General features: G+C 63.3%; 19 protein-coding genes, 2 tRNA genes and 1 pseudogene. All 22 read right to left on the reverse strand.

What is annotated here, in order from left to right:
* The coding region (locus LWW96_RS07830) for an ogr/Delta-like zinc finger family protein (RefSeq protein WP_291485682.1) at window positions 1-231 on the reverse strand (231 nt) is incomplete at its 3' end.
* Window positions 231-572: an AlpA family transcriptional regulator gene (locus LWW96_RS07835; protein WP_291485684.1), complete on the reverse strand. Its 342-nt coding sequence runs from the start codon at window positions 570-572 to the stop codon at window positions 231-233. The genes LWW96_RS07830 and LWW96_RS07835, both read right to left, overlap by 1 nt.
* A gap of 181 nt (window positions 573-753) precedes the next feature.
* On the reverse strand, window positions 754-1,017 hold the full coding sequence (locus LWW96_RS07840; RefSeq protein ID WP_291485685.1) for a hypothetical protein: 264 nt from the start codon (window positions 1,015-1,017) through the stop codon (window positions 754-756).
* An 821-nt stretch (window positions 1,018-1,838) separates the two neighbouring features.
* On the reverse strand, window positions 1,839-2,351 hold the full coding sequence (locus tag LWW96_RS07845; protein WP_291485687.1) for an ImmA/IrrE family metallo-endopeptidase: 513 nt from the start codon (window positions 2,349-2,351) through the stop codon (window positions 1,839-1,841).
* Between the two features lie 9 nt (window positions 2,352-2,360).
* On the reverse strand, window positions 2,361-2,711 hold the full coding sequence (locus LWW96_RS07850; RefSeq protein WP_291485689.1) for a helix-turn-helix transcriptional regulator: 351 nt from the start codon (window positions 2,709-2,711) through the stop codon (window positions 2,361-2,363).
* 845 nt (window positions 2,712-3,556) lie between these two features.
* Window positions 3,557-4,813: an integrase arm-type DNA-binding domain-containing protein gene (locus LWW96_RS07855; RefSeq protein ID WP_291485690.1), complete on the reverse strand. Its 1,257-nt coding sequence runs from the start codon at window positions 4,811-4,813 to the stop codon at window positions 3,557-3,559.
* 184 nt (window positions 4,814-4,997) lie between these two features.
* Window positions 4,998-5,073, reverse strand: a tRNA-Phe gene (locus tag LWW96_RS07860).
* Window positions 5,074-5,137: 64 nt separating this feature from the next.
* Window positions 5,138-5,821 carry a response regulator gene (locus LWW96_RS07865; protein ID WP_291485692.1) on the reverse strand — a complete coding sequence of 228 codons (684 nt, stop codon included), beginning with the start codon at window positions 5,819-5,821 and terminating at the stop codon, window positions 5,138-5,140.
* Window positions 5,822-5,863: 42 nt separating this feature from the next.
* Window positions 5,864-8,053 carry an ATP-binding protein gene (locus LWW96_RS07870; protein WP_291485713.1) on the reverse strand — a complete coding sequence of 730 codons (2,190 nt, stop codon included), beginning with the start codon at window positions 8,051-8,053 and terminating at the stop codon, window positions 5,864-5,866.
* Window positions 8,054-8,160: 107 nt separating this feature from the next.
* The gene (locus tag LWW96_RS07875; RefSeq protein WP_291485715.1) at window positions 8,161-8,736 is read right to left on the reverse strand and encodes a DUF4390 domain-containing protein; all 576 of its coding nucleotides are present in this window, start codon (window positions 8,734-8,736) and stop codon (window positions 8,161-8,163) included.
* 40 nt (window positions 8,737-8,776) lie between these two features.
* Window positions 8,777-10,171 carry a 16S rRNA (cytosine(967)-C(5))-methyltransferase RsmB gene (gene rsmB, locus LWW96_RS07880; protein ID WP_291485694.1) on the reverse strand — a complete coding sequence of 465 codons (1,395 nt, stop codon included), beginning with the start codon at window positions 10,169-10,171 and terminating at the stop codon, window positions 8,777-8,779.
* An 11-nt stretch (window positions 10,172-10,182) separates the two neighbouring features.
* Complete coding sequence (locus tag LWW96_RS07885) at window positions 10,183-10,833, reverse strand: LemA family protein (protein WP_291485696.1); 651 nt, start codon at window positions 10,831-10,833, stop codon at window positions 10,183-10,185.
* Between the two features lie 217 nt (window positions 10,834-11,050).
* Complete coding sequence (gene rpoC, locus LWW96_RS07890) at window positions 11,051-15,289, reverse strand: DNA-directed RNA polymerase subunit beta' (RefSeq protein ID WP_291485698.1); 4,239 nt, start codon at window positions 15,287-15,289, stop codon at window positions 11,051-11,053.
* A 21-nt stretch (window positions 15,290-15,310) separates the two neighbouring features.
* Window positions 15,311-19,423, reverse strand: coding sequence for a DNA-directed RNA polymerase subunit beta (gene rpoB / locus LWW96_RS07895; RefSeq protein ID WP_291485700.1), 4,113 nt, complete (start codon window positions 19,421-19,423; stop codon window positions 15,311-15,313).
* A 264-nt stretch (window positions 19,424-19,687) separates the two neighbouring features.
* On the reverse strand, window positions 19,688-20,068 hold the full coding sequence (gene rplL, locus LWW96_RS07900; RefSeq protein WP_291485702.1) for a 50S ribosomal protein L7/L12: 381 nt from the start codon (window positions 20,066-20,068) through the stop codon (window positions 19,688-19,690).
* 49 nt (window positions 20,069-20,117) lie between these two features.
* Entirely contained in the window at window positions 20,118-20,624 is a 507-nt protein-coding gene (rplJ, locus tag LWW96_RS07905) for a 50S ribosomal protein L10 (protein WP_291485703.1), read from the reverse strand.
* Between the two features lie 259 nt (window positions 20,625-20,883).
* On the reverse strand, window positions 20,884-21,579 hold the full coding sequence (gene rplA / locus LWW96_RS07910) for a 50S ribosomal protein L1 (RefSeq protein WP_291485705.1): 696 nt from the start codon (window positions 21,577-21,579) through the stop codon (window positions 20,884-20,886).
* Window positions 21,580-21,581: 2 nt separating this feature from the next.
* Window positions 21,582-22,013, reverse strand: coding sequence for a 50S ribosomal protein L11 (rplK, locus tag LWW96_RS07915; RefSeq protein ID WP_187735168.1), 432 nt, complete (start codon window positions 22,011-22,013; stop codon window positions 21,582-21,584).
* 152 nt (window positions 22,014-22,165) lie between these two features.
* The gene (nusG, locus tag LWW96_RS07920) at window positions 22,166-22,762 is read right to left on the reverse strand and encodes a transcription termination/antitermination protein NusG (RefSeq protein ID WP_291485710.1); all 597 of its coding nucleotides are present in this window, start codon (window positions 22,760-22,762) and stop codon (window positions 22,166-22,168) included.
* A complete protein-coding gene (gene secE / locus LWW96_RS07925) occupies window positions 22,762-23,145 on the reverse strand; it encodes a preprotein translocase subunit SecE (RefSeq protein WP_291485711.1) in 384 nt (127 codons plus the stop codon). Before secE ends, nusG begins: the two co-directional genes overlap by 1 nt.
* Window positions 23,146-23,236: 91 nt before the next feature.
* Window positions 23,237-23,312, reverse strand: a tRNA-Trp gene (locus LWW96_RS07930).
* A 16-nt stretch (window positions 23,313-23,328) separates the two neighbouring features.
* A pseudogene (locus LWW96_RS07935) lies at window positions 23,329-23,494 on the reverse strand (elongation factor Tu); the annotation flags it as partial.

The following is a 23,494-nucleotide window of genomic DNA, read 5'->3' on the forward strand; positions in this document are numbered from 1 at the left end:
CTGTGCCCGCACCAAGGCAAGGGGAGACATTGGCAGGTTGATGGACGGGTCAGGCTTGCCCGATGGCGACAACGTGCGCACGGCTTCGGCCTGCACGACGAAGCTGTAACTGCATTCCGGGTCTTCGCATTGGTAGATCAGCTCGCGCAGCGTGGGCGACAGGCCCCGGCTGGTGCGAGTCTTGGTCTTGCCCTTGCAGTGGGGGCACAGGAACATCATGCGCGTGGCCATCAGTGCGCTCCCATGGCTGCGGCGCGTGCGGGCCGCGGCGCGCGGGCGGCGCGGCCTGGCTTGGCGGGCAATTCGGCGGGTGCCGGCGGCGTGGCGCCGACGGCGGGACGCGCAGCGATCCAGGCGTCCACCTCGGTTTCGCGCCACGCTACGCTGGTGCCGTGCAGCTGCACGGCGCTGGGGAAGTCTCCGGCCTTGACCTTGGCGTAGATGGTGCTTCGGCCAAGGCCCGTCATGAAGCACACATCGTCAATACGCAGCAAGCGCTCGCGGTACGGGCGCACATCGGACGGGCCGGGACCGGCCTGGATGGGTGTGGTTTGCGTGGCTGTTCTTTGCATGTCCCTATGGTCTTGTGTGGACTGCTGAAAGCCAAGAAACCTATGCTGTGGCTGCACTCCCCACAGTTAGTGGTGGCGAAAGTGGGCGAAAAAACGACGGGCGCGCCGTGGCGCCGCGTGGTGCGGGGCAGCTCAGAGAGTCAGGGGTGTGAGAGTGCGCGCGGCGCGCGCTATGAACGCATCAGCGCGCGGCTGGCCAGGCATCGGCCTGGCGCTGGGCATCGCTGGCCATCTGCTTCGAGCTGGCCACGAGGGCGTCGATTTCTGCGAGGTGTTCGGGGGACAGCAGTTCGTCCACCTCGCGGGCAGCTTGGTCGGATTCGACCTGAAACACCCAGGCCAGTGCGCGGCCGGTGACCAGGGCGCTGAGGTAGGGGATCAAGATGACCGCGCCCAGCAGGGCGAGCAGTCCGAACGCGGCCACAATGACGATGAAGGCGGTCATTGACGGATGGTAGCGCCTGAGGGGTTGGAGGTTTTTTGGGAAGGATTACTTCCAACGAAACGCCAGGAAGCTACAAAAAGCTAAGGCCAGCGTACGCTGGCCTTAGGGCGGGGACCAACCACAGGGGTGGGTCGGCTACCTCTTTGACCTGTTGGCCACTGGGTAGATTGCGTTCTAGACGCATCGACTTTCGGTCGATCTGTTACTTACTTGCGCTTTTTGGAGTCATCGATCCAAAAGCGGAAGCACTTGCCGTTCTTGGGGTAGATTTTGCGGCCATTCTTTACGATGTAGCTGCACACCACCCAACGGCCACCAGTACGTTCTGTCGGCATAAGGTCCTTTCCCACAGCCATGCTGTGACAAGGGGTTGCCGGGATCGTCGGTTGCAGTGCATAACCCTAAAGCGTAAACTTCTAGGACTTTCCGCAAAGAAAGCACCGCTGATGCCTCACCCGTACTCAGCATCCTGGTAGCGAGAACTGATACTTCCCGCTACCAACCTTTTTTAGTCAAATGAAAAGCTCATTTGACCTGGGTGCGAACGCCAGTGCTGGGTCACCCACTCCCACCGTCCGAAGCGACGACGGGTGTAGCGGCGAACAAACACAGTCTTAAGACGCGTGTAGGACATAGCCACCTCCAAACAGAAGTTGAGCAGTTTTGGCTTGCCTGAACACGTCGAACTGGTAGAGTTCGAGTCTGTCTTCCCCAAGACGTTTGTGTGTTCAAGTGGTTTGGTAGACCGCTTATCACCATCCCAAAGGGCCCCGAGGTGTTGGTAGCATCTCGCGGGCTCTTTTTCTTTTTTCGCGCAGTAGTCATTTGAATCTCACTTTGGCTGCCTCCCAGGTAACGCCAAATCGCTCTGCCACCTCTTCGATTGAGCGACACAACTTCAGATTTAACTCGTCAATGAGTAGCGCACTGCCGAATGTGTTGGCCTGCCATTCACTGTCGCAGTAAATCTTCGTGCTGCTGTCCATGGCTCGGGCGAATCCAATATTGGTATGCAAGAAAAGGTGCCCGAGTTCGTGAGCTGCAGTGAAACGATCTCGGCCTTTTCCTTGGCACATCCCGTCATAAACATCCTTCCGCAGATGGATAAGTTTTTTGTCGGGAAATGTTCTGCCGTGGTCTGCGCCCATCTCCCACTCTTCCCGAATTTGCAGCTCGAATTCGGGGATTACGTCAGGGAGCAATTCATACACCACGTCGATACGGAGCTTGCCCTCCTTGGTGATGAGAGGTGCGAAAAAATTTCTTACGTTGGAGGCGTAGGCATAGATATCAACCTTTTTGCGGGGTGGGACGATAAAACCTGGGCCGCTCATAGATACCCTTTAACGACTTTTGTCGAATACAGCCATCATTTGACTAATCTGTGTCTGCGATAGCTGGCCGAAATTTCTCGCAAATGCGACCGCAAGTTCGCTTGCATCCTCTCTACTGTCGAGGGTCAGACGCACTTCTTTCTTGGTTTGATCTGCGAGACGTGTGAATTTTTCTTTTTGATTTCTTACTTCAGCGTAAACATTCGCCAGCCGTTCCACCAAGTCATCAGGGGCCGCCTTCCTGCCCGTCTCAACAGACGACAGCATTGCAGAGGAAATCCCAATGGCCGATGCCATATCAAACAGCGTGATACCGAGGTCTAGGCGAATTTTTCTTAGTTCCTTTCCAAAATTAGTCATGTGCTACTCCGGTTTGTGGCGATGGGTGAACGCATTTGCGCCTTCTCTTTGGTTGGACCTGTTCCTCAAGGTGTGAGCCTTGCCTTGATCCGAAAGCACCGGGCGGATGCCCAGCGACGAAGGGGGAGGCGGTCTTTGCCGCCTTCACACCCCCGTGATGTCAATTTACCATAGCGGTAATTCAAGCGCAACCCCCCTTACAGCGACATGAATTGCCGGTAGGTGCTCGATCTCTCGCCCTGGTGAAAAGCTTGCGAGTTCGTCCCACGGCGTCCGGAGTGCTCGATGCCGTGGCTAGGTGGGTTTGGTGGGTTTTGAGGGGTTATTTTTGGACGAAACGCGAGCATGCGAAAACAAGCGCTCGCTTTGGCTTGGGGTCATCGGCCGCGCTGCTTGGTGGGGTTTGTAGGCTTTGAAGGGTTTACCGACCGTCGAAGCGCGAGCAAGCGCTTTGCCCAAGTGACCCGCCTGCACCCTGCTGGACCCATACCAATACAAATTTGAAATACCCGAAAAGAACTACCTACAAAGGCTACAAACTGGTCTTCATTGGTGGGTTTGTAGGGAGTTGATTCCAAGTATTTCTAGTTTAAAAAAGCTTCTTCCCGTTACGTCACAGGCTCCGGCGCCACCCGGCTCACGGCCTCAAAAGTCCGTCAAGTCCCGACAGTGAAAGCGCCCCTGCAGCGCCCCGCAAGCCCGCGTCAGGCTTGGCGGTGCGCCCTGGCGGCACCCTCGGCGAAATCAACGCATCAAGCCAGCAGGCGCGGCGGGGTCTCGACAGCGCGCCAAGGGTTGAACCCGCTTCGGCCTACCCGCGGCCTGGCTCGCCCCCGGCTATCAGGTCAGTGCGCTGGCACCTCGGCGCGCAGCTGGTCGAGGTAGTCGGCCCAGAGCTGCATCATGGCCACGCGCTCCGCGATGAACTCGGTGCGGTTGTAGGCACGGCCCAGGCTGTCTTTCACCGAATGCGCGAGCTGCGCTTCCACCACTGACTCAGCCACGCCCAGGCGCTCTACCAGCATGGTGCGTGCTGTCGCCCGGAAGCCATGGCCGGTCACCTCGTCGGCACTGAACCCCAGGGCGCGCAAGGCGGCATTGATGGCCGCGTCGCTCATAGGGCGCGAGTGGGTGCGCTCGCCACGGAACACCATCACGCCGTTGCCGGTGATGGGCTGCAGTTCTTCCAGAATGGCCACGGCCTGCCGCGCCAGGGGCACCAGATGCGGTTTGCCGTACAGCTTCCCGGCTTTCTCGCGCTTCATCCGGGCTGCAGGCACTGCCCAGGTTGCGGCCGCCAGATTGATTTCAGGCCATTCACCTTGCCGCAGCTCCCCAGGGCGCAGCAGCAGCATCGGCAGCAGCTTTAGCGCGGCGTTCACCACGGGGGTGCCACGGTAGGAGTCAATGGCGCGCAGCAGCGTGCCCAGGCGTTCTGGTGAGGTGATGGCCGGGAAGTGTTTCACCATCGGCCGACGCAGTGCGTCTTTCAGGTCGCGGGCCGGGTCGCTGACGATGCGCCCCGTGGCCACGGCATACCGGAACACCTGCCCGCAGTTCTCCAGCGCCCGATGGGCCGTTTCAACCACGCCCCGCCCTTCCACGCGGCGCAGCACGGCCAGGACCATCGGCGGGGTGATGGAGGTGATGGGCTTGGCGCCCAGCCACGGGAAAACATCCACCTCCAGCCGACGCATGATCTTCTGGCCATAAGACGCTGACCAATCCTCTTTGCGGGTTTCGTACCACTCGCGGGCGATTTGCTCGAAGCTGTCAGGCGGTGGCAGCCCTGCAGCCTCACGCGCCGCGTCGGCTTCGTCGGCCTGGGTTTGCACCTTGGACGCCTTGCGCACGTCGCTGGGGTCTATGCCCTGGGCGATCAGCGCGCGGGCTTCATCCCGCTTGTCGCGGGCGGCTTTCAGCGATGTGTCGGGGTAGGTGCCCAGCGACAGGCGCTTCTCGACACCCGCAATCCGGTACTTCAGGCGCCACCACTTCCCGCCGCTGGGGGCAACTTCCAGGTACATGCCCTGGCCATCGGTCAATTTCTGGGTTTTGGGGCCGGGAATAACGCGGCGAATTGCGGTGTCTGTCAGAGGCATTGGGGGCAACTTTTGGGGGCAGCTGACCCAAATTTAGCAGTTGCCCCCAAAGTTGCCCCCAGAAGATGCTGGCTTGGCATGGACAGCCGTGGACGCGTATGGACAAAAAAAATCCCTAAGCGCTTGATTTGCTTAGGGATTTTGTCATCTGCTGGACGCCTGTGGACGTCTGCGGATAGGTGATTGGTGGCCTGGGGCGGAATCGAACCACCGACACAAGGATTTTCAATCCTCTGCTCTACCGACTGAGCTACCGGGCCTGAGCCTCAAATTATAACCAGAAAAAAGGCGCTTTCCGCAAAAGCTAGAGAATTTGTTGGCCGGTCACCCGCGCTTGCCTCGGCCCAGGTCCACGCCCAGTTGGCGCAGCTTGCGGTACAGGTGCGTGCGCTCCAGCCCGGTCTTCTCGGCCACGCGGGTCATGGACCCGCCTTCGCGGGCCAGGTGGAATTCAAAATAGGCTTTCTCAAACCCATCGCGCGCCTCGCGCAGCGGGCGGTCCAGATCGAAGCCTTGGTGGGCGTGCGGGCCCGGCTCCACGCTGGCCACGGAAGAAGGTGCGGCGGGCAGGTGGGCGAAGCCCGAGTCGGCGGGTGCATGGGCCGGGGGCGCGGCCGCTGGCGCCGGCGCGGCCTGGTGGGCTGCGTTGCGGGCCAGGCCCTGCTCTACCGCCTTGAGCAGCTTCTGCAGGGTGATGGGTTTTTCCAGGAACGAGAAGGCGCCGATCCGCGTGGCCTCGACGGCCGTGTCGATGGTGGCGTGGCCGCTCATCATGATCACCGGCATGGTGAGCACGCCGGCCGTCGCCCATTCCTTGAGCAGCGACACCCCGTCGGTGTCGGGCATCCAGATGTCGAGCAAGACCAGGTCATAGGCATTGCCGGCCCGTGCGGTGCGCGCCTGGGTCGCGTTCTCTGCCAGGTCCACGCTATGACCTTCGTCGTTCAGGATTTCCGACAAAAGATCACGAATGCCGAGCTCGTCGTCGACCACCAGAATGTTTGCCATGGGTATTGAAGCGCCTTCGGATACTGCGAGGCGGTGTTGTTATCACGCCACCGCGGGTTCAGGGGCGAATGATAACGAGACTTGGGCCCCCCGCACCACGCCATCGTCGGTGCGGTTGGACAGGTCGATGCGCGCTCCATGCTCATCGGCAATCTTTTTGACGACCGCCAGGCCGAGGCCGGTGCCCCGGGGCTTGGTGGTGACATAGGGCTCAAACGCGCGCTGCAGGATATGCGCCGGAAAGCCCGTGCCGCTGTCCGCCACCACGAGCCGGACACGCCGGGACGACTCGCTCCAGCGGGTGCTGATGCGCACCGGCGGTGGGGGCTCGGAGCCTGCGGCGCGCGCCTGCTCGGTCGCATCCTGCGCGTTCTGGAGCAGGTTGTGCACCACCTGGCGCAGTTGCTGGGCATCGCCCGCGATACGAGGGCAGCGCGGGTCCAGTTCGGCTTCCACGCGCACGGTGGCGTTTTCTTCGCCGTACAGGTGGAGCACGTCGGCCACCAGGGCGTTGAGGTCCAGCGGGTGCAGTTCCGCGGCGGGCAGGCGCGCGTAGTCGCGGAACTCGTTGACGAGGCGTTTCATCGCGTCCACCTGGTCCACGATGGTCTTGACGGACTTGGCCAGGATGGCCTGCTCGGGCGCCGGGAGCTTGCCGGACAGCTTGAGTTCCAGCCGCTCGGCGGACAGCTGGATGGGGGTCAGCGGGTTCTTGATTTCATGGGCCAGGCGCCGTGCGACCTCGCCCCAGGCCTGCGCACGCTGGGCTGAAACAATTTCTGAAATGTCGTCAAAAACCAACAGTCTGTCGGCTCCGGGCAGCTCTGCCCCGCGGGCCACGAGGCTGGTGGCGTGCTGGCCGGCGCCCCCGGCCGATGCGTGCAGTTCGAAGGGCTGCTGCCAATGGTCCAGCCCGTGGCGCTCGTGGTCTCCCAGAAACGCGTCGAAATGCGCCTGCACCGACGCGGCAAATTCGGCCAAACCCGGGACATCGGCCAGCGAGCGCCCCTCGTAGGCGGCCATCGGCGCGCGCAGGATGCGGGTGGCGCCGGGGTTGGAGGAGCGGATCACGCCCTGCGCGTCCAGCACGATGACGCCGGCCGTGAGGTTGTCCAAAATGGTCTGCAGATTGGCGCGGGCGGCATCCACCTCGCCCATGCTTTGCTCCACGGCATGGCGGGCATCGGCCAGCTGCTGGGTCATCAGCGCGAACGAACGGGTCAGCCCGCCCAGTTCGTCCTTGCCCTGCAGCACGGCCTTGGGGCTGAGGTTGCCGGCGGCCACTTCGCGCACCCCTTCGGCCAGGACCAGCAGGGGCCGCGCCAGCTGGTTGCCCAGCAGCACCGCCAGCAGCACCGCCCCGAACACCGCCAGGAAGAGGCTGAGCGTGAGCGTGCCGACGTACATGCGCCGCAGCCCGCCGCGCGCAAGGGCCCGCTCTTGGTACTCGCGGTTGGCCTCCTGCACCGCGACGGCGTTGGCCACCAAGGCGGACGGCAGCGGCAGCGTGGCCTGCAGATAGCGCGGCTCCGCTAGCAAGCCAAAGCTGGAGCTGGTGACCAGCGCGATGACCTTGACGCGCGCGTTCTGGGCGGCCGCCGGATCGGAAACGTCGTCCAGCCCCTCGATCTGCGCGGCAGCGCGCTGCTCCCGCACCGTGCGCAGCAGCGATGCACCGGGGCGCTCGGGGTTGAGGCTGTAGCGCGACTGCCCCGCACTGGCCACGGCCTGGCCGGTGGCACTCCACAGAACGACGTCGCTTGCGCCCAGCTGGTCGCGGATGCGTTCCAGCACCAGGCCCGCAGCGGCATCGGGCACCTGGGCCACCTGGGCGCTGGCATTGCGCGTCTTGGCCGCCATGTCGGCCGCCAGGGAGTCCAGCGACACGCGGGCCAGGTTGACGCCCGCAGACAAGGCGCCCTCTACCTTCACGTCAAACCAGCTTTCGATGGAACGGGTGACGAACTGGTAGGACACCACGTAGATCAGCAGCCCGGGCATCAGGCCCACCAGCGCGAAGATGGCCGCCAGCTTGACGAGCAGCCGGCTGCCAAAGCGCCCCCGCCGCAGCCGCATGCCCAGGCGCACGGCCACCCACGCCAGCACCGCCAGCAGCAGCACCGCCACCAGCACATTGACGCCGAAGAGCCAGGCGTAATTGCGCTCGTACAGCGCGCGGTTGTTGGTGGCCAGCGTCAGCAGGAACATCAGCACGAGGCCGATGGCGGACATCACGGCCGCGCCCACCCCAACGGCCCAGCGCACGGCGCGGGACTGGGGTGCCCCGGCAGGGCCCGGCGCGCCAGCCGGGGCGGCGCTAGAGGGGCTGTGAGGGCGGTTCACTTGGCGGCCTCAACGGGGAGGCGCTGGCTGCGCGAGACCAGAAGGTTCCAACCCGACCGCCCCACGGCACCGATCTGCAGGGGCCGCGGAAGCTGGGACATGTCCAGCCGGAAGCGGAAATGCACCGTGTGGACCGCGTCGGATTCGATCGCGTCACTGTCCGCGATCTTCCAGCGAGAGATGCGCTGCACGGCCGACAGCGCGTCGCTGTAGTCCTCGAAATTCTGGCCCAACATCACCCCGAGGCCGCTGTTGGTGATGGGCACGGGCGACACATTCAGGCGCCAACGGCGGGTCAATGGCTGATAGCTCAGGCGCAGGTAGCGGGTCGTTTCGGCCACCTGGCGGTCTGACCAGTACCAGCGGTCCCGCAGCACCTGGGCTTCCGCCACGAAGAAGATGGGAATGCCTTTGTACAGCGCGTCCTCGGCCAGCTCGGGCAGCGCGAATTGCAGCGCGGCGCTGAGGTACAGGCCGTCCGCGGCGCGCTCGAGCTGCAACTCACCCACCTCGGGAGTGCCCGTGGCGGCCGCCCCAGCGGGGGCCAGCCCCCCGGCTCCTGCAGCCCACAAAAAGAGCACACAGGCCAGCAGCCAGCGTGGGACCCTCCCGCTATTGCGGTGATTTTTGCAACAGTGCGTAAAAAAACCCGTCGTGATCACCCGGTCGATTGTCCGGGACAGGCCCGCCCTTGTCCCAGTTGCCAGGAATTAAATGGCCAGGCGATGGCAGCAATTGCGCGTCGGTGTTGTGCGCAACAAACGTTTGCACCTGGGTTTCCCCTTCGGCACGGAACACCGAACAGGTGCAATACAAGAGCCGCCCACCCGGGCGCAGCAGGGGCCACAACGCCGCGAGAAGGCGGGCCTGCACGCTCGCCAGCTGGGCGATATCGCTTTCGCGGCGCAGCCAGCGCACATCGGGGTGGCGCCGCACGATGCCGGAGGCCGAACAGGGAGCATCCAGCAGGATTGCGTCGAAGGGCTCGCCCCCACAGTGCTGCGCCCACCACTGCTGCGGTTGTGCAGCATCGGCCACCACCACCTGGGCCGCGACGCCCAGGCGCCGCAGGGTGTCGTGGATGCGGGCACTGCGCGCCGGATCAATCTCCAGGGCAGTGACCTGCAGCGGGGCACCGGCGCCCGCCCGCTCCAGCAGGTGGGCGGTCTTGCCACCGGGGGCTGCGCAGGCATCGAGCACACGCAGTGGCCGGGCAAGGTCCAGTCCGTCCAGCAGCAAGGGCGCCGCAAGCTGGGCCGCCACGTCCTGCACCGACACCCAGCCGGCCTCGAACCCCGGCAGCTCCGTGACCGGCGCTGCGTGCCGCAGCACCAGGCCGGCCTCGCCCACGGGGGTTGAATCAATATTAATAGCATCCAGCGCTTGCTGGTAAAGGGCTGGAGTCGTTTTTTGCACATTAACCCGCAAGGTCATGGGTGCATGGTCGTTGTTCGCCTGCAGAATCTGCTGCCAGGCCTGGGGGTAGTCCTTGCGCAGCCGCTCGATCCACCACCGCGGGTGGTTCCAGCGGGCGACCGGATCGGCGTCCGTGGCGACCACCAGCGCCTCCCGCTCGCGCAGGAAGCGGCGCAGGCAGGCATTGAGAAACGAGGCCTGTGCGCGAACGGCGGGGCTGCGCTTGGCCGCCTCGACGGTCTGGTTGACGAGCGTGAATGCCTCGTAGGGCGCGTCCTCGGGGTTCCAGCACAGCGCCAGCGCGCTGCACAGCAGCGCGTCGGCCGCCGGCGGCGGCGTGCGCGCCACCATCTGCCGGCGCAATGCCTGCGCCCGCCCGGTATGGCGCAGGACCCGGAACAGCAGGGCCTGGACGCCCGGCCGCAGACCCGCATCCACGGCCGCCAGCGCGGCCGTGCCGGACTGCCCACCGCGGATGGCTTGCAGCGCGCCCGCCACGGCCTGCAGTTGCCGCCACAGGGGCTCGGGCGCTGCAGCCCCAGTGCTTTTGGCCCGGCGGTCCGCCGGGGCAGGAGGTGTCGTTGTGGTCATGGCAAAGGGGGTTACAGGCTGCGGGCGGCCTTGAAACCGAACACGCGCGCCAGCAGGCTGGCGGGAAACTGGGCAATTGCGGCGTTGTATTGCACCACCGCGCTGTTGAAAACGCGCGCCGCCTGGTCGGCCTGCTGCGCATGGTCGTCCCACCGCACGCGCCACTGCGCCAACCGTTGCGCGGGCGGCGGCGCAGCTTCGCGGGCAGACCCGGCCGCTTCGGCCTCTTCGGCGATTTCGGCGTTTCCGGTCTCAGCGATCTCTTGGGCGTCGTCGCCTTCTTCCGCGACCTGGAGCACGGCGAGCGCCTGGACCCCTTTGTGCCAGCAGGCCACGAGCACGTCGCGCGCGGCGATCAGGGCGGCCACGGCCTCGGGCTGCAGGGGCCGCGCCCGCGCCATGGCCAGCGACGCCGTCAGCTGCGTAGCGGCACCTTGCAGCGCGGCCATTTCGGGCACGCTGGCGGCAGGCGAAGACGGCACCCGGACCTCCTGCGCCGCAGCGAATTCTCCCAACAGAGCCAGCCAGCGCACCATGTGGGCGTCAAAGCTGCCAAAGGCCTGCACGACGGCAGAGCGCAGGCGCATCAGGCGGTTGTAGGCACCCAGGGCCCAGAACACGGCCAAAGAGAAAGCTATCCAGAAGAGAGGCGAGGACCACATGCGTTGTTGCCATGGGCGCGGCATTGCGCGCGATGGCCCCAAAGAAGAAAAGAAAGAAAAAGGATAAAGGGGAAACGCGGTGGCCGGTACCAACGGACCCTGTAAAAAAGCTCCCGGCCTGTCACAACAGGGCGGGAGCTTTGGGGGACGCGGCCGGGACCGCAAGGACGCCGGCAGCACCTGCCCACGCGCGTGGACAGGCTCAGCGGCGCCTTGCTCAGTCGGCAGCCGTGTCGGTCGCTGCGGAAGCGGCGCTGCCTTCGTCTTCCGTCGCGTCGGCCTGGGCGGCCATCTCGGCGGCTTCGGCTTCAGCAATGGCGCGGCGCTCGGCATCGTCCATGGCGTCCTTGGCCTTGCGGGCCTGGTGATAGGCCAGGCCGGTACCGGCAGGGATCAGGCGACCCACGATCACGTTTTCCTTCAGGCCGCGCAGCTCGTCGCGCTTGCCCATGATGGCAGCCTCGGTGAGCACGCGGGTCGTTTCCTGGAAGGAAGCGGCCGAGATGAACGAATCGGTCGACAGCGAGGCCTTGGTGATCCCCAACAGCAGGTTGCTGTAGGTGGCGGGGATCTTGCCCTCGGCCTGGAGTTGCTCGTTGGTGTTGAGGATCTCCGAACGCTCCACCTGCTCGCCAGCGATGTAGCTCGACTCGCCGACGTTCTCGACCACGACGCGGCGCAGCATCTGGCGAACGATCACCTCGATGTGCTTGTCGTTGATCTTCACGCCCTGCAAGCGGTACACGTCCTGCACTTCATCGACGATGTAGCGCGAGAGCTCTTCGATGCCCAGCAAACGCAGGATGTCCTGCGGATCGGCCGGGCCGTCCACGATCAGCTCGCCCTTGTTGACCACCTGGCCTTCGTGCACCAGGATGTTCTTTTCCTTGGGGATGAGCTCTTCCCACACCTTGCCGTCCGGATCGGTGATCTGCAGGCGAATCTTGCCCTTGGTCTCCTTGCCGAACGAGATCGTGCCGGTCATCTCGGCCAGCGTACCCTTGTCCTTGGGCGTACGGGCTTCGAACAGCTCGGCCACGCGCGGCAGACCGCCGGTAATGTCGCGGGTCTTCTGGCCTTCCACAGGGATACGGGCCAGCACTTCTCCGGGGCCCACGTCCTGGCCGTCGCGCACCTGGATCAGCGCGCCCACCTGGAAGCCGATGGTCACCGAGTGGTCGGTGCCAGGGATCTTGACTTCCTGGCCCTGCGCGTCGATCAGCTTCACCTGGGGACGGACCACCTTGGCAGCGCCGCGGCGCTTGGGGTCGATCACCACCAGCGTGGACAGGCCGGTCACCTCATCCACCTGCTTCGCAACGGTGAGACCTTCTTCGACGTTTTCGAACTTGGTCTGGCCGGCGAACTCGGTGATGATGGGTCGCGTCAGCGGATCCCAGTTGGCCAGGATCGTGCCGGCCTTGATGGTCTGGTCGGCCTTCACCGTCAGCGTCGCACCATAAGGCACCTTGTGGCGCTCGCGCTCACGGCCGTGCTCGTCGTGGATGATGATTTCGCCCGAACGGGCAATCACCACCAGCTCGCCCTTGGTGTTGCTCACATAGCGCATCGTGGCGTTGAAGCCGATCACGCCGTTGGACTTGGCTTCCACGCTCGACGCGATGGCAGCACGCGAAGCCGCACCACCGATGTGGAACGTCCGCATGGTCAGCTGCGTGCCGGGCTCGCCGATGGACTGGGCAGCAATCACACCCACGGCTTCGCCGAGGTTGATCAGGCCGCCGCGGCCCAGGTCGCGGCCGTAGCACTTGGAGCACAGGCCGTAGCGGGTTTCGCAGGTCAGCGCCGTGCGCACCTTGACCTCGTCCACGCCCACCGCCTCGATCTCTTCGATGAGGTCTTCTTCCAGCATCGTGCCGGCAGGCACCAGCACCGAGCGGTTTTCGGGGTGCAGGATGTCTTCGGCAGCCGTGCGGCCCAGGATACGCTCGCGCAGCGATTCGATCACTTCACCGCCTTCGACGATGGCGCGCATCAGCGAACCATTGGCCGTGCCGCAATCGTCCTCGGTCACGACCAAATCCTGCGTCACGTCCACCAGACGGCGGGTGAGGTAGCCGGAGTTGGCGGTCTTCAGCGCCGTGTCGGCCAGACCCTTACGGGCACCGTGGGTGGAGATGAAGTACTCCAGCACGTTCAGGCCTTCGCGGAAGTTCGCGGTGATAGGCGTCTCGATGATGGAACCGTCTGGCTTGGCCATCAGACCCCGCATACCGGCCACCTGGCGGATCTGGGCGGCAGAGCCGCGGGCGCCGGAGTCGGCCATCATGTAGATGGAGTTGAAGGACTCCTGGTCCACTTCCTTGCCGTGGCGATCCACCACCTTCTGCTTGGACAGCTGGGCCATCATCACCTTCGACACTTCGTCGCCGGCCTTGCCCCAGATGTCCACCACCTTGTTGTAGCGCTCGCCAGCCGTGACCAGACCGGACACGTACTGCTGTTCGATCTCCTTCACTTCCTTCTCGGAGCGCTCGATGATGCCGGCCTTTTGCGGAGGCACCAGCATGTCGTCGATGGCGATGGAGATACCGGCGCGCGTGGCCAGACGGAAGCCGTTTTGCAGCAGCTTGTCGGCGAACACCACGGTTTCCTTCAGGCCGCACTTGCGGAAGGACACGTTGATCAGGCGCGAGATTTCCTTCTTCTTCAGCGCCTTGTTCATGTTGGAGAACGGCAGGCCCTTGGGCAGGATCTCGGACAGCAGCGCGCGGCCCACGGTGGTTTCCACCAGCGAGGTCGAGGGCACGAATTCGCCCGTGGCCTTGTCCTTGGTCCACTCGGTCATGCGCACCGTGATCTTGGCAGCCAGTTCGACCTGGCCAGCGTCCAGAGCACGCTGCACTTCACCGGTGTCAGCGAACACCAGGCCTTCGCCCTTGCCGTTGATGCGGTCGCGGGTGGCGTAGTACAGGCCCAGCACCACGTCCTGCGAAGGCACGATGGAGGGTTCGCCCGAGGCGGGGAACAGCACGTTGTTGGAGGCCAGCATCAGCGTGCGGGCTTCCATCTGCGCTTCCACCGACAGCGGCACGTGAACAGCCATCTGGTCACCGTCGAAGTCGGCGTTGAAGGCCGCGCATACGAGGGGGTGCAGCTGGATGGCCTTGCCTTCGATCAGGATGGGCTCAAAGGCCTGGATGCCCAAACGGTGCAGCGTAGGCGCACGGTTGAGCATCACAGGGTGTTCCTTGATGACCTCTTCCAGGATGTCCCACACCACGGGGGTGCCGGATTCCACTTCCTTCTTGGCGGCCTTGATCGTCGTCGCGATGCCCATGGCTTCGAGGCGCGAGAAGATGAAAGGCTTGAACAGCTCCAGCGCCATCAGCTTGGGCAGACCGCACTGGTGCAGCTTGAGCGTCGGGCCCACGGTAATCACGGAACGACCGGAGTAGTCCACGCGCTTGCCCAGCAAGTTCTGGCGGAAGCGGCCGCTCTTACCCTTGATCATGTCGGCCAGGGACTTCAGCGCGCGCTTGTTGGCGCCCGTCATGGCCTTGCCACGGCGGCCGTTGTCCAGCAGGCTGTCCACCGCTTCTTGCAGCATCCGCTTTTCGTTGCGGGCGATGATTTCCGGCGCCTTCAGCTCCAGCAGACGGCGCAGGCGCGAGTTGCGGTTGATGACGCGGCGGTACAGGTCGTTCAGGTCGGAAGTCGCGAAGCGGCCGCCGTCCAGCGGCACCAGCGGACGCAGGTCCGGGGGCAGCACGGGCAGCACGTCCAGCACCATCCATTCGGGCTTGATGCCCGACTTCTTGAACGCTTCCAGCACCTTCAGGCGCTTGGCGTTCTTCTTGACCTTGACTTCGGAGCCGGTCAGGTCGCCGCGCAGCTTCTCGATCGACAGGTCGATGTCGATGGATTCCAGCAGGTCCTTGATGCCTTCCGCGCCCATCTTGGCGATGAACTCGTCACCGTATTCCTTGCGCTTGGCGTCGTAGTCGTCCTCGGACATGATGCTGAACTTCTTCAGCGGGGTCATGCCGGGGTCGGTCACCACATACGCTTCGAAGTACAGCACGCGCTCAATGTCACGCAGCGTCATGTCCAGCACCAGGCCCAGACGCGAAGGCAGCGACTTCAGGAACCAGATGTGGGCGCAAGGCGCGGCCAGGTCGATGTGGCCCATGCGCTCGCGGCGCACCTTGGTCTGCGTGACTTCAACGCCGCACTTCTCGCAGATCACACCACGGTGCTTCAGGCGCTTGTACTTGCCGCACAGGCATTCGTAGTCCTTGATGGGACCAAAAATCTTGGCGCAGAACAGGCCGTCGCGCTCGGGCTTGAACGTGCGGTAGTTGATGGTCTCGGGATTCTTCACTTCGCCGAAAGACCACGAACGGATCTTCTCGGGCGAAGCCATGCCGATGCGGATGGCATCGAAATGCTCGGCCGGCGTGAATTGCTTGAACAGGTCGAGTAGCGATTTCATAGTGACTCTTTCCTTTTCTGCTTAGGAGCGTTCCAGCTCGATGTCCAGGCCCAGCGAACGGATTTCCTTGACCAGCACGTTGAACGATTCCGGCATGCCGGCTTCGATGGCGTGTTCGCCCTTGACGATGGATTCGTACACCTTGGTACGGCCCACCACGTCGTCGGACTTCACGGTCAGCATTTCCTGCAGCACATAGGCGGCGCCGTAAGCTTCCAGCGCCCACACTTCCATTTCCCCGAAACGCTGGCCGCCGAACTGGGCCTTGCCGCCCAGCGGCTGTTGCGTGACGAGCGAGTACGGACCGGTCGAGCGGGCGTGCATCTTGTCGTCCACCAAGTGGTGCAGCTTCAGGTAGTGCATGTAGCCGATGGTGGTCGGGCGCTCGAAGCGCTCGCCGGTGCGGCCGTCGTACAGGTACGCCTGGGTGCGCGAATCGGTCAGGCCCTTGCGCTCCTTGATGTCGTCCGGGTAGGCGATCTTGAGCATGTCCTTGATTTCTTCTTCCGAAGCACCATCGAACACGGGGGTGGCATACGGCACGCCGTTGGTCAGGTTCTCGGCCATGGCCATCAGGTCGTCATCGCTGAGCTGCGACAAGTCTTCCTTGCGGCCACGCGAGTTGTAGACCTCTTCCAGGAACGTGCGCAGTTCAGCGGCCTTGGCCTGCTCCTGCAGCATGTTGCCGATGCGCTGGCCAATGCCCTTGCCGGCCCAGCCCAGGTGAACTTCCAGCACCTGACCGATGTTCATCCGCGAGGGCACGCCCAGCGGGTTCAGAACGATGTCGGCGGGGGTGCCGTCGGCCATGTAGGGCATGTCTTCGACCGGGACGATCTTGGACACCACACCCTTGTTGCCGTGGCGGCCGGCCATCTTGTCACCGGGCTGCAGGCGGCGCTTGACGGCCAGGTAGACCTTGACCATCTTCAGCACGCCCGCGGGCAGCTCGTCGCCTTGCGTGAGCTTCTTGCGCTTTTCTTCGAAAGCCAGGTCAAAGCTGTGGCGCGTCTGCTCCATCGCATTCTTCATGGATTCGAGCTGCGCGGCCACGGCCTCGTCGGCAGGACGGATGTCGAACCAGTGGAACTTCTCCACACCGTCGAGGTACGCCTTGTCGATCTTCGTGCCCTTGGCCAGCTTCTGCGGGCCGCCGTTGGCGGTCTTGCCGACAAGCAGCTTCTCGATACGGTCGAACGCGTCGGCCTCCACGATGCGCAGCTGGTCGTTCAGGTCCAGGCGGAAGCGCTTAAGTTCATCGTCGATGATCTGCTGGGCGCGCTTGTCGCGCTGGATGCCTTCGCGGGTGAACACCTGCACGTCGATCACGGTGCCGGACGAACCCTGGTCCACGCGCAGCGAGGTGTCCTTCACGTCCGAAGCCTTTTCGCCGAAGATGGCGCGCAGCAGTTTCTCTTCGGGCGTGAGAGTGGTTTCACCCTTGGGCGTGACCTTGCCGACCAGCGTGTCGCCGGGCTGCACTTCGGCGCCCACGTAGATGATGCCGGACTCGTCCAGGCGGTTCAGCTGCTGTTCCGACAGGTTCGGAATGTCGCGCGTGATTTCCTCGGCGCCCAGCTTCGTATCACGGGCCATCACCACCAGTTCCTCAATGTGGATCGAGGTGTAGCGGTCTTCGGCCACCACGCGTTCGGAGATCAGGATCGAGTCTTCGAAGTTGTAGCCGTTCCAGGGCATGAAGGCGATCAGCATGTTCTGGCCGATGGCGATTTCGCCAAAGTCGGTCGACGCGCCGTCGGCCACCACATCCCCCTTGACCAGCATGTCACCCTTCTTGACGATGGGGCGCTGGTGGATGTTGGTGTTCTGGTTGGAACGCTGGTACTTGATGAGGTTGTAGATGTCCACACCCACTTCACCGGCCACGGCTTCGGCGTCGTTCACGCGCACCACGATGCGGGTGGCGTCGACATAGTCGACCACGCCGCCGCGCTTGGCAGTGACCACGGTGCCGGAGTCCACGGCAGCCACGCGCTCGATGCCCGTGCCCACCAGGGGCTTCTCGGGACGCAGCACGGGCACGGCCTGGCGCGACATGTTGGCGCCCATCAGTGCGCGGTTCGCATCGTCGTGCTCCAGGAAGGGCACCAGCGAGGCCGCCACCGACACGATCTGGGCAGGCGACACGTCCATGTACTGCACGCGGTCAGCACCGCACAGGATGGATTCACCCTTTTCACGGGCCGAGACCAGTTCGCCCGTCAGGCGGCCATCCTTGTCCAGGGTGGCGTTGGCCTGCGCGATCACGTACTTGCCTTCCTCGATGGCCGACAGGTAGTCGATCTCGTTCGTGACCTTGCCGTCCACCACGCGGCGGTACGGCGTCTCGATGAAGCCGTACTCGTTCAGGCGGGCGTACAGGGCCAGCGAGTTGATCAGGCCGATGTTCGGGCCTTCCGGCGTTTCAATAGGGCACACGCGGCCGTAGTGGGTCACGTGCACGTCACGCACTTCGAAGCCGGCACGTTCGCGGGTCAGACCGCCCGGGCCCAGGGCCGACACGCGGCGCTTGTGGGTGATTTCGGCCAGCGGGTTCGTCTGGTCCATGAACTGCGACAGCTGGGACGCGCCGAAGAACTCCTTGAGCGCCGCGGAAATCGGCTTGGAGTTGATCAGGTCGTGCGGCATCAGCGGCTCTTGCTCGGCCTGGCCCAGACGCTCCTTCACGGCCTTCTCGATCCGTGCCAGACCGGTGCGGTACTGGTTCTCGGCCAATTCGCCCACGCAACGCACGCGGCGGTTGCCCAGGTGGTCGATATCGTCCACTTCGCCGCGGCCATTGCGCAGATCCACCAGGATCTTCACCACGGCCAGGATGTCCTCGTTGGACAGCACCATGGGGCCGGTGGATTCGTCGCGGCCGATCTTGGCGTTGAACTTCATGCGGCCCACGCGCGACAGGTCGTACGTGTCGGGGTTGTAGAACAGGCGCTGGAACAGGGCCTGCACCGCGTCTTCCGTCGGCGGCTCGCCAGGGCGCATCATGCGGTAGATGGCCACGCGCGCTGCGAATTCGTCCACGGTTTCGTCGATGCGCAGGGTTTGCGAGATGTACGCGCCCTGGTCGAGTTCGTTCGTGTAGATGCACTGCAGCTCTTGCACGCCGGCCGAGCGCAGCTTCTTGAGCAGCGCTTCGGTCAGTTCGTCGTTGGCCTTGGCGATGATCTCGCCCGTGTCGGCGTCCACGATGTTGCGCGCCACAACACGGCCGATCAGGAAGTCTTCGGGCACGCTGACGTGCGTGGTGCCGGACTGCTCCAGCTCGCGCGTGTGGCGTGCGGTGATGCGCTTATCCTTGGCGACGATGACCTTGCCGCTCTTGTCGGTGATGTCGAAGCGGGCCACTTCGCCCTTGAGGCGTTCGGGCACGAATTCCATCTGCGCACCGCTGTCCATCAGGCGGAAGTTGTCGTTGACGAAGAAGTTCGCCAGGATGGACTCGGGGTTCAGGCCGATGGCCTTGAGCAGGATGGTGACCGGCATCTTGCGGCGGCGGTCGACGCGGAAGTACAGGATGTCCTTCGGATCGAATTCGAAGTCCAGCCACGAGCCGCGGTAGGGGATGATGCGCGCGCTGAACAGCAGCTTGCCCGAGCTGTGCGTCTTGCCCTTGTCGTGCTCGAAGAACACGCCAGGAGAGCGGTGCAGCTGCGACACGATCACGCGCTCGGTGCCGTTGATGATGAACGAGCCCTTGTCGGTCATCAGGGGCACCTCGCCCATGTAGACCTCCTGCTCCTTCACTTCCTTGACCACCTTGGACTGCGAGGTCGACGACTCACGGTCGTAGATGATCAGTTGCACCTTGGCGCGCACGGCGGAGGCGAACGTCAGGCCCCGGGTCTGGCATTCGCGCACGTCGAAGGCCGGCTTGGCCAGGTTGTATTCGACGAACTTCATCTCCACAAAACCGTTGTGCGAGACGATCGGGAAGGCGGCATCGAACGCGGCTTGCAGGCCTTCGATGGTTCGTTTTTGCGGGGGGGTGTCGGCCTGCAAGAAAGCGGTGTAGGCGTCCTTCTGCATCTGCAGCAGGTAGGGAACTTCGAGCACGCTGTCGCGGGTGCCGAAACTTTTGCGGATTCGCTTGCGTTCGGTATAGGAATAGGCCATGAGATCTCCGGGCAAAGACATGAGTCCTGGGTCTTCGACGACTGACCCGCAGGGCGTTGGAGAGCCTGCAGGCTTGGCGGTTGGCCACTACCAACCATGGCGGACGGCGATGCATTGCACATCGCCCGAACCAAGGCGTCTTCTGCTGTCGGGTTGGACAGAAGACACTCGCAAGCCGGCATGGGTGCGGGCTTGCGGGTGCGCTCTGAAAGCGCCAAAGGCTGGAGGCCCTTTGGGAGCCTCCAGCCCTTGCGCAAAACCGAATTACTTGAGTTCGGCCTTGGCGCCAGCTTCCACCAGCTTCTTGACGGCAGCTTCGGCGTCGGCCTTGGCAATGCCTTCCTTGACGTTCTTGGGAGCGCCGTCCACCAGGTCCTTGGCTTCCTTCAGGCCCAGGCCGGTGATTTCGCGCACTGCCTTGATGACGGACACCTTGTTGGCGCCAGCGTCGGTCAGCACCACGTTGAATTCCGTCTTTTCTTCAGCAGCAGCAGCGCCACCGCCGGCAGCACCGCCAGCAGCGGGAGCAGCCATTGCAGCTGCGCTCACGCCAAACTTCTCTTCAATGGCCTTCACCAGGTCATTGAGTTCCAGGACCGTCATGCTGTCCAGAGCGGTCAAGAATGCGTCTTTATCGAATGCCATTTTGATTTCCTAACAATTGGTTCAGAGGGGGGACGTCTGCCAAACTGCCTCAGGCAGCAGCAGGTTCGCCTTCGCCTTTTTTGGCCGCCAGGGCACCCAGCACCACGGCGGTGCGGGAGATAGGCGACATCAGCAAGCCACACAGCTGGGCCAGCAGCACTTCCTTCGAAGGAATGTTGGCCAGTTGCTTCACGCCGTTCACGTCCAGGGCCTTGCCCGCGAAAGCGCCGCCGCGAATGACCAGCTTGTCGTTGGTCTTCGCAAAATCGGCCACCACCTTGGCGGCGGCCACAGCGTCTTCGGAGAAGCCATAGATCAGAGGACCGGTCATCTGGTCGGCCACCACGTCAAACGGGCTGCCAGCCACAGCACGGCGGGCCAGGGTGTTCTTCAGAACACTCAGGCTCACACCCTTGCTGCGGGCGTCAACGCGCAGTTTGGTCATGTCGGCCACCGTGATGCCACGGTATTCCGCGATCACGAGCGTTTGAGCTTTAGCGGCGAGGCTGGTCACTTCATTGATGACCGCTTCTTTCTCACTGCGATTAAGACTCAAGGTCTACTCCTTAAATTGTGCTTTCGGGCGACCGCCCTCCAGCACGCTCTTGTTGCAGCGACCAACTGTTTTGGAACGAACCATTCCATCTGCAGCGGGATCGCCATCTGCGTTGGCCCCGAGGGATTAAGTGCAGCAGCCAGGCTGCAGCACACCAACGGTCTTGGATGGCCTGAGTACGAAGGTCGCCCCTGTCCTCAGCCCACCACATCAGGCCCCTTTCGAAGCCTGAAGATTTCTTCTCTCGTTACGCTTGCGACTACGCCGAGATGGTCTGGGTGTCCACGCGCACGCCCACACCCATCGTCGAGGAAACCGCCACCTTGCGCAGGTACAGGCCCTTGCTGGAAGCCGGCTTGGCCTTGTTCAGTGCGTCGATCAGCGCAGCCAGGTTGCCCTGGAGCTTTTCGTTGTCGAACGAACGGCGGCCGATGGTGCTGTGCACGATACCGGCCTTGTCCACGCGGAATTGCACCTGACCGGCCTTGGCGTTCTTCACTGCCGTGGCCACATCGGGCGTCACCGTACCCACCTTGGGGTTGGGCATCAGGCCGCGCGGGCCGAGGATCTGACCCAGCGTACCCACCACGCGCATGGCGTCGGGGGCTGCAATCACCACGTCAAAGGGCATGTCGCCAGCCTTGACCTGGGCTGCCAGGTCATCCATGCCGACCACGTCCGCACCAGCGGCCTTGGCTTCTTCGGCCTTGGCACCCTGCGCGAACACGGCCACGCGGGTGGTCTTGCCGGTGCCATTGGGCAGCACCACAGCGCCGCGCACCACTTGGTCCGACTTCTTGGCATCGATGCCCAGCTGCACAGCCACGTCGATGGATTCATCGAACTTGGCGGTTGCGGCTTCCTTCACGAGGGCCACGGCGTCAGTGAAAGCGTAGAGCTTGGTGCTGTCAACCTTGCCTTGCAGGGCTTTTTGCTTCTTCGTCAGTTTTGCCATGATCAGAGGCCCTCCACCGTCACGCCCATGGAACGGGCCGAGCCCGCCAGCGTGCGCACAGCAGCATCCACGTCAGCGGCGTTCATGTCCTTCAGCTTGGTCTTGGCGATTTCTTCCAGCTGAGCGCGGGTGATCTTGCCGACCTTGGTCTTCAGAGCGTTGGACGACCCCTTTTCCAGCTTGATAGCCTTCTTGATCAGAGTGGTCGCCGGAGGCGTCTTGATGATGAAGGTGAAGCTCTTGTCCGCAAACGCCGTGATCACCACGGGCAGCGGCAGGCCAGGTTCCACACCTTGGGTCTGCGCGTTGAACGCCTTGCAGAACTCCATGATGTTGAGACCACGTTGGCCCAGTGCGGGACCGATCGGTGGGGATGGGTTGGCTTTACCGGCTGGAACTTGCAGCTTGATAAAACCGACGATCTTCTTCGCCATGTCTTACTCCTTGCGGGTACATACGCCGGCTGCTGCACCCTGCAGCGCCGGCTCCCCGGGGGTTAAGGCTCTTGAGTGACGATCTCCGCACCGAGCCGAAAAGCGCGGGATCCGAATGAGTGCGCAGCCACCTACTGCTGCGCGCTGCGTCATCAGGTCTTTTCGACCTGGCCAAACTCCAGTTCCACCGGGGTCGAGCGGCCGAAAATCATGACCGACACCCGCAGGCGGTTCTTTTCGTAGTTGACCTCTTCCACCGAGCCATTGAAGTCGGTGAAAGGGCCTTCCTTGACACGAACCAGTTCGCCGACCAGGAATTCGATCTTGTGGCGCGGCTTGTCCGTGCCTTCCTGCATCTGGCTGACAATCTTCTGCACCTCGTCTTCCGAGATGGGCGCAGGACGGTTCTTGGCACCCCCCACAAAGCCGGTCACCTTGCTCGTATGTTTCACCAGGTGCCAGGTGTCGTCGTCCATGACCATCTCGACGAACACATAGCCAGGAAACAGGCGGCGCTCGGTGGTCTTGCGCTGGCCGTTCTTCATCTCGACCACTTCTTCCGTGGGCACCAGAATCCGGCCAAACTTGTCTTGCATGCCCGAACGCGCGATGCGTTCCTGGATATTCCGCTCCACAGCCTTCTCCATGCCGGAGTAGGCGTGCACGATGTACCAGCGCAGGTCCGGATTAGCCGAAGCAGAAGCGCTTTCAGGAGCTTGCGCTCCAGTGATTTCCGCAGCGGTGGTCATCATTTTCTCCAGCCCAGAATCAAGTCATACAAGACCCATTCCAGGGTTTTGTCGGTAAACCAAAGAAACAGCGCCATGATGACCACAAAGGCAAACACATAGGCCGTCATCTGAAGCGTCTCTTTGCGAGTAGGCCAGACGACTTTCTTGACCTCGCGCCACGCGTCCTTCGCAAAGGCGACGAATTGGCGACCCGACTCCGACACCAGGAATACACCCGCGGCGGCAACCAGGCCCACCACCAGAGCGGCCCACTGAACCAATGCCCCTTGCTTGCCCAGCAAATAAAAACCCGCAACCGATGCGATGACCAAGGCCACCACTGCTGCGAGCTTGGCCTTGTCAGCGCCTGTATTGACAGTTTCAACCTGTGAAGTGGCCATCTTTGAGTCTTTTCCTGCTTCGAACCACGGTGTCACTTAAGACACCGAAGCCCGCCAGAGTCTGGCGGGCTTGTGTTGGGCCACTTTCAAGTGGCAGGGGCAGTAGGAATCGAACCTACAACCTTCGGTTTTGGAGACCGACGCTCTGCCAATTGAGCTATACCCCTGTGTGAACCTTGCTACTTAGGCAATGATCTTGGCCACGACGCCAGCGCCCACGGTACGGCCGCCTTCGCGGATAGCGAAGCGCAGGCCTTCTTCCATGGCGATGGGGTTGATCAGCTTCACCGTGATGGACACGTTGTCGCCAGGCATCACCATTTCCTTGTCGGCCGGCAGCTCGATGGCA

Origin of the sequence: Acidovorax sp. (assembly GCF_021287135.1) — a bacterium.
Lineage (GTDB): Bacteria > Pseudomonadota > Gammaproteobacteria > Burkholderiales > Burkholderiaceae_C > Acidovorax.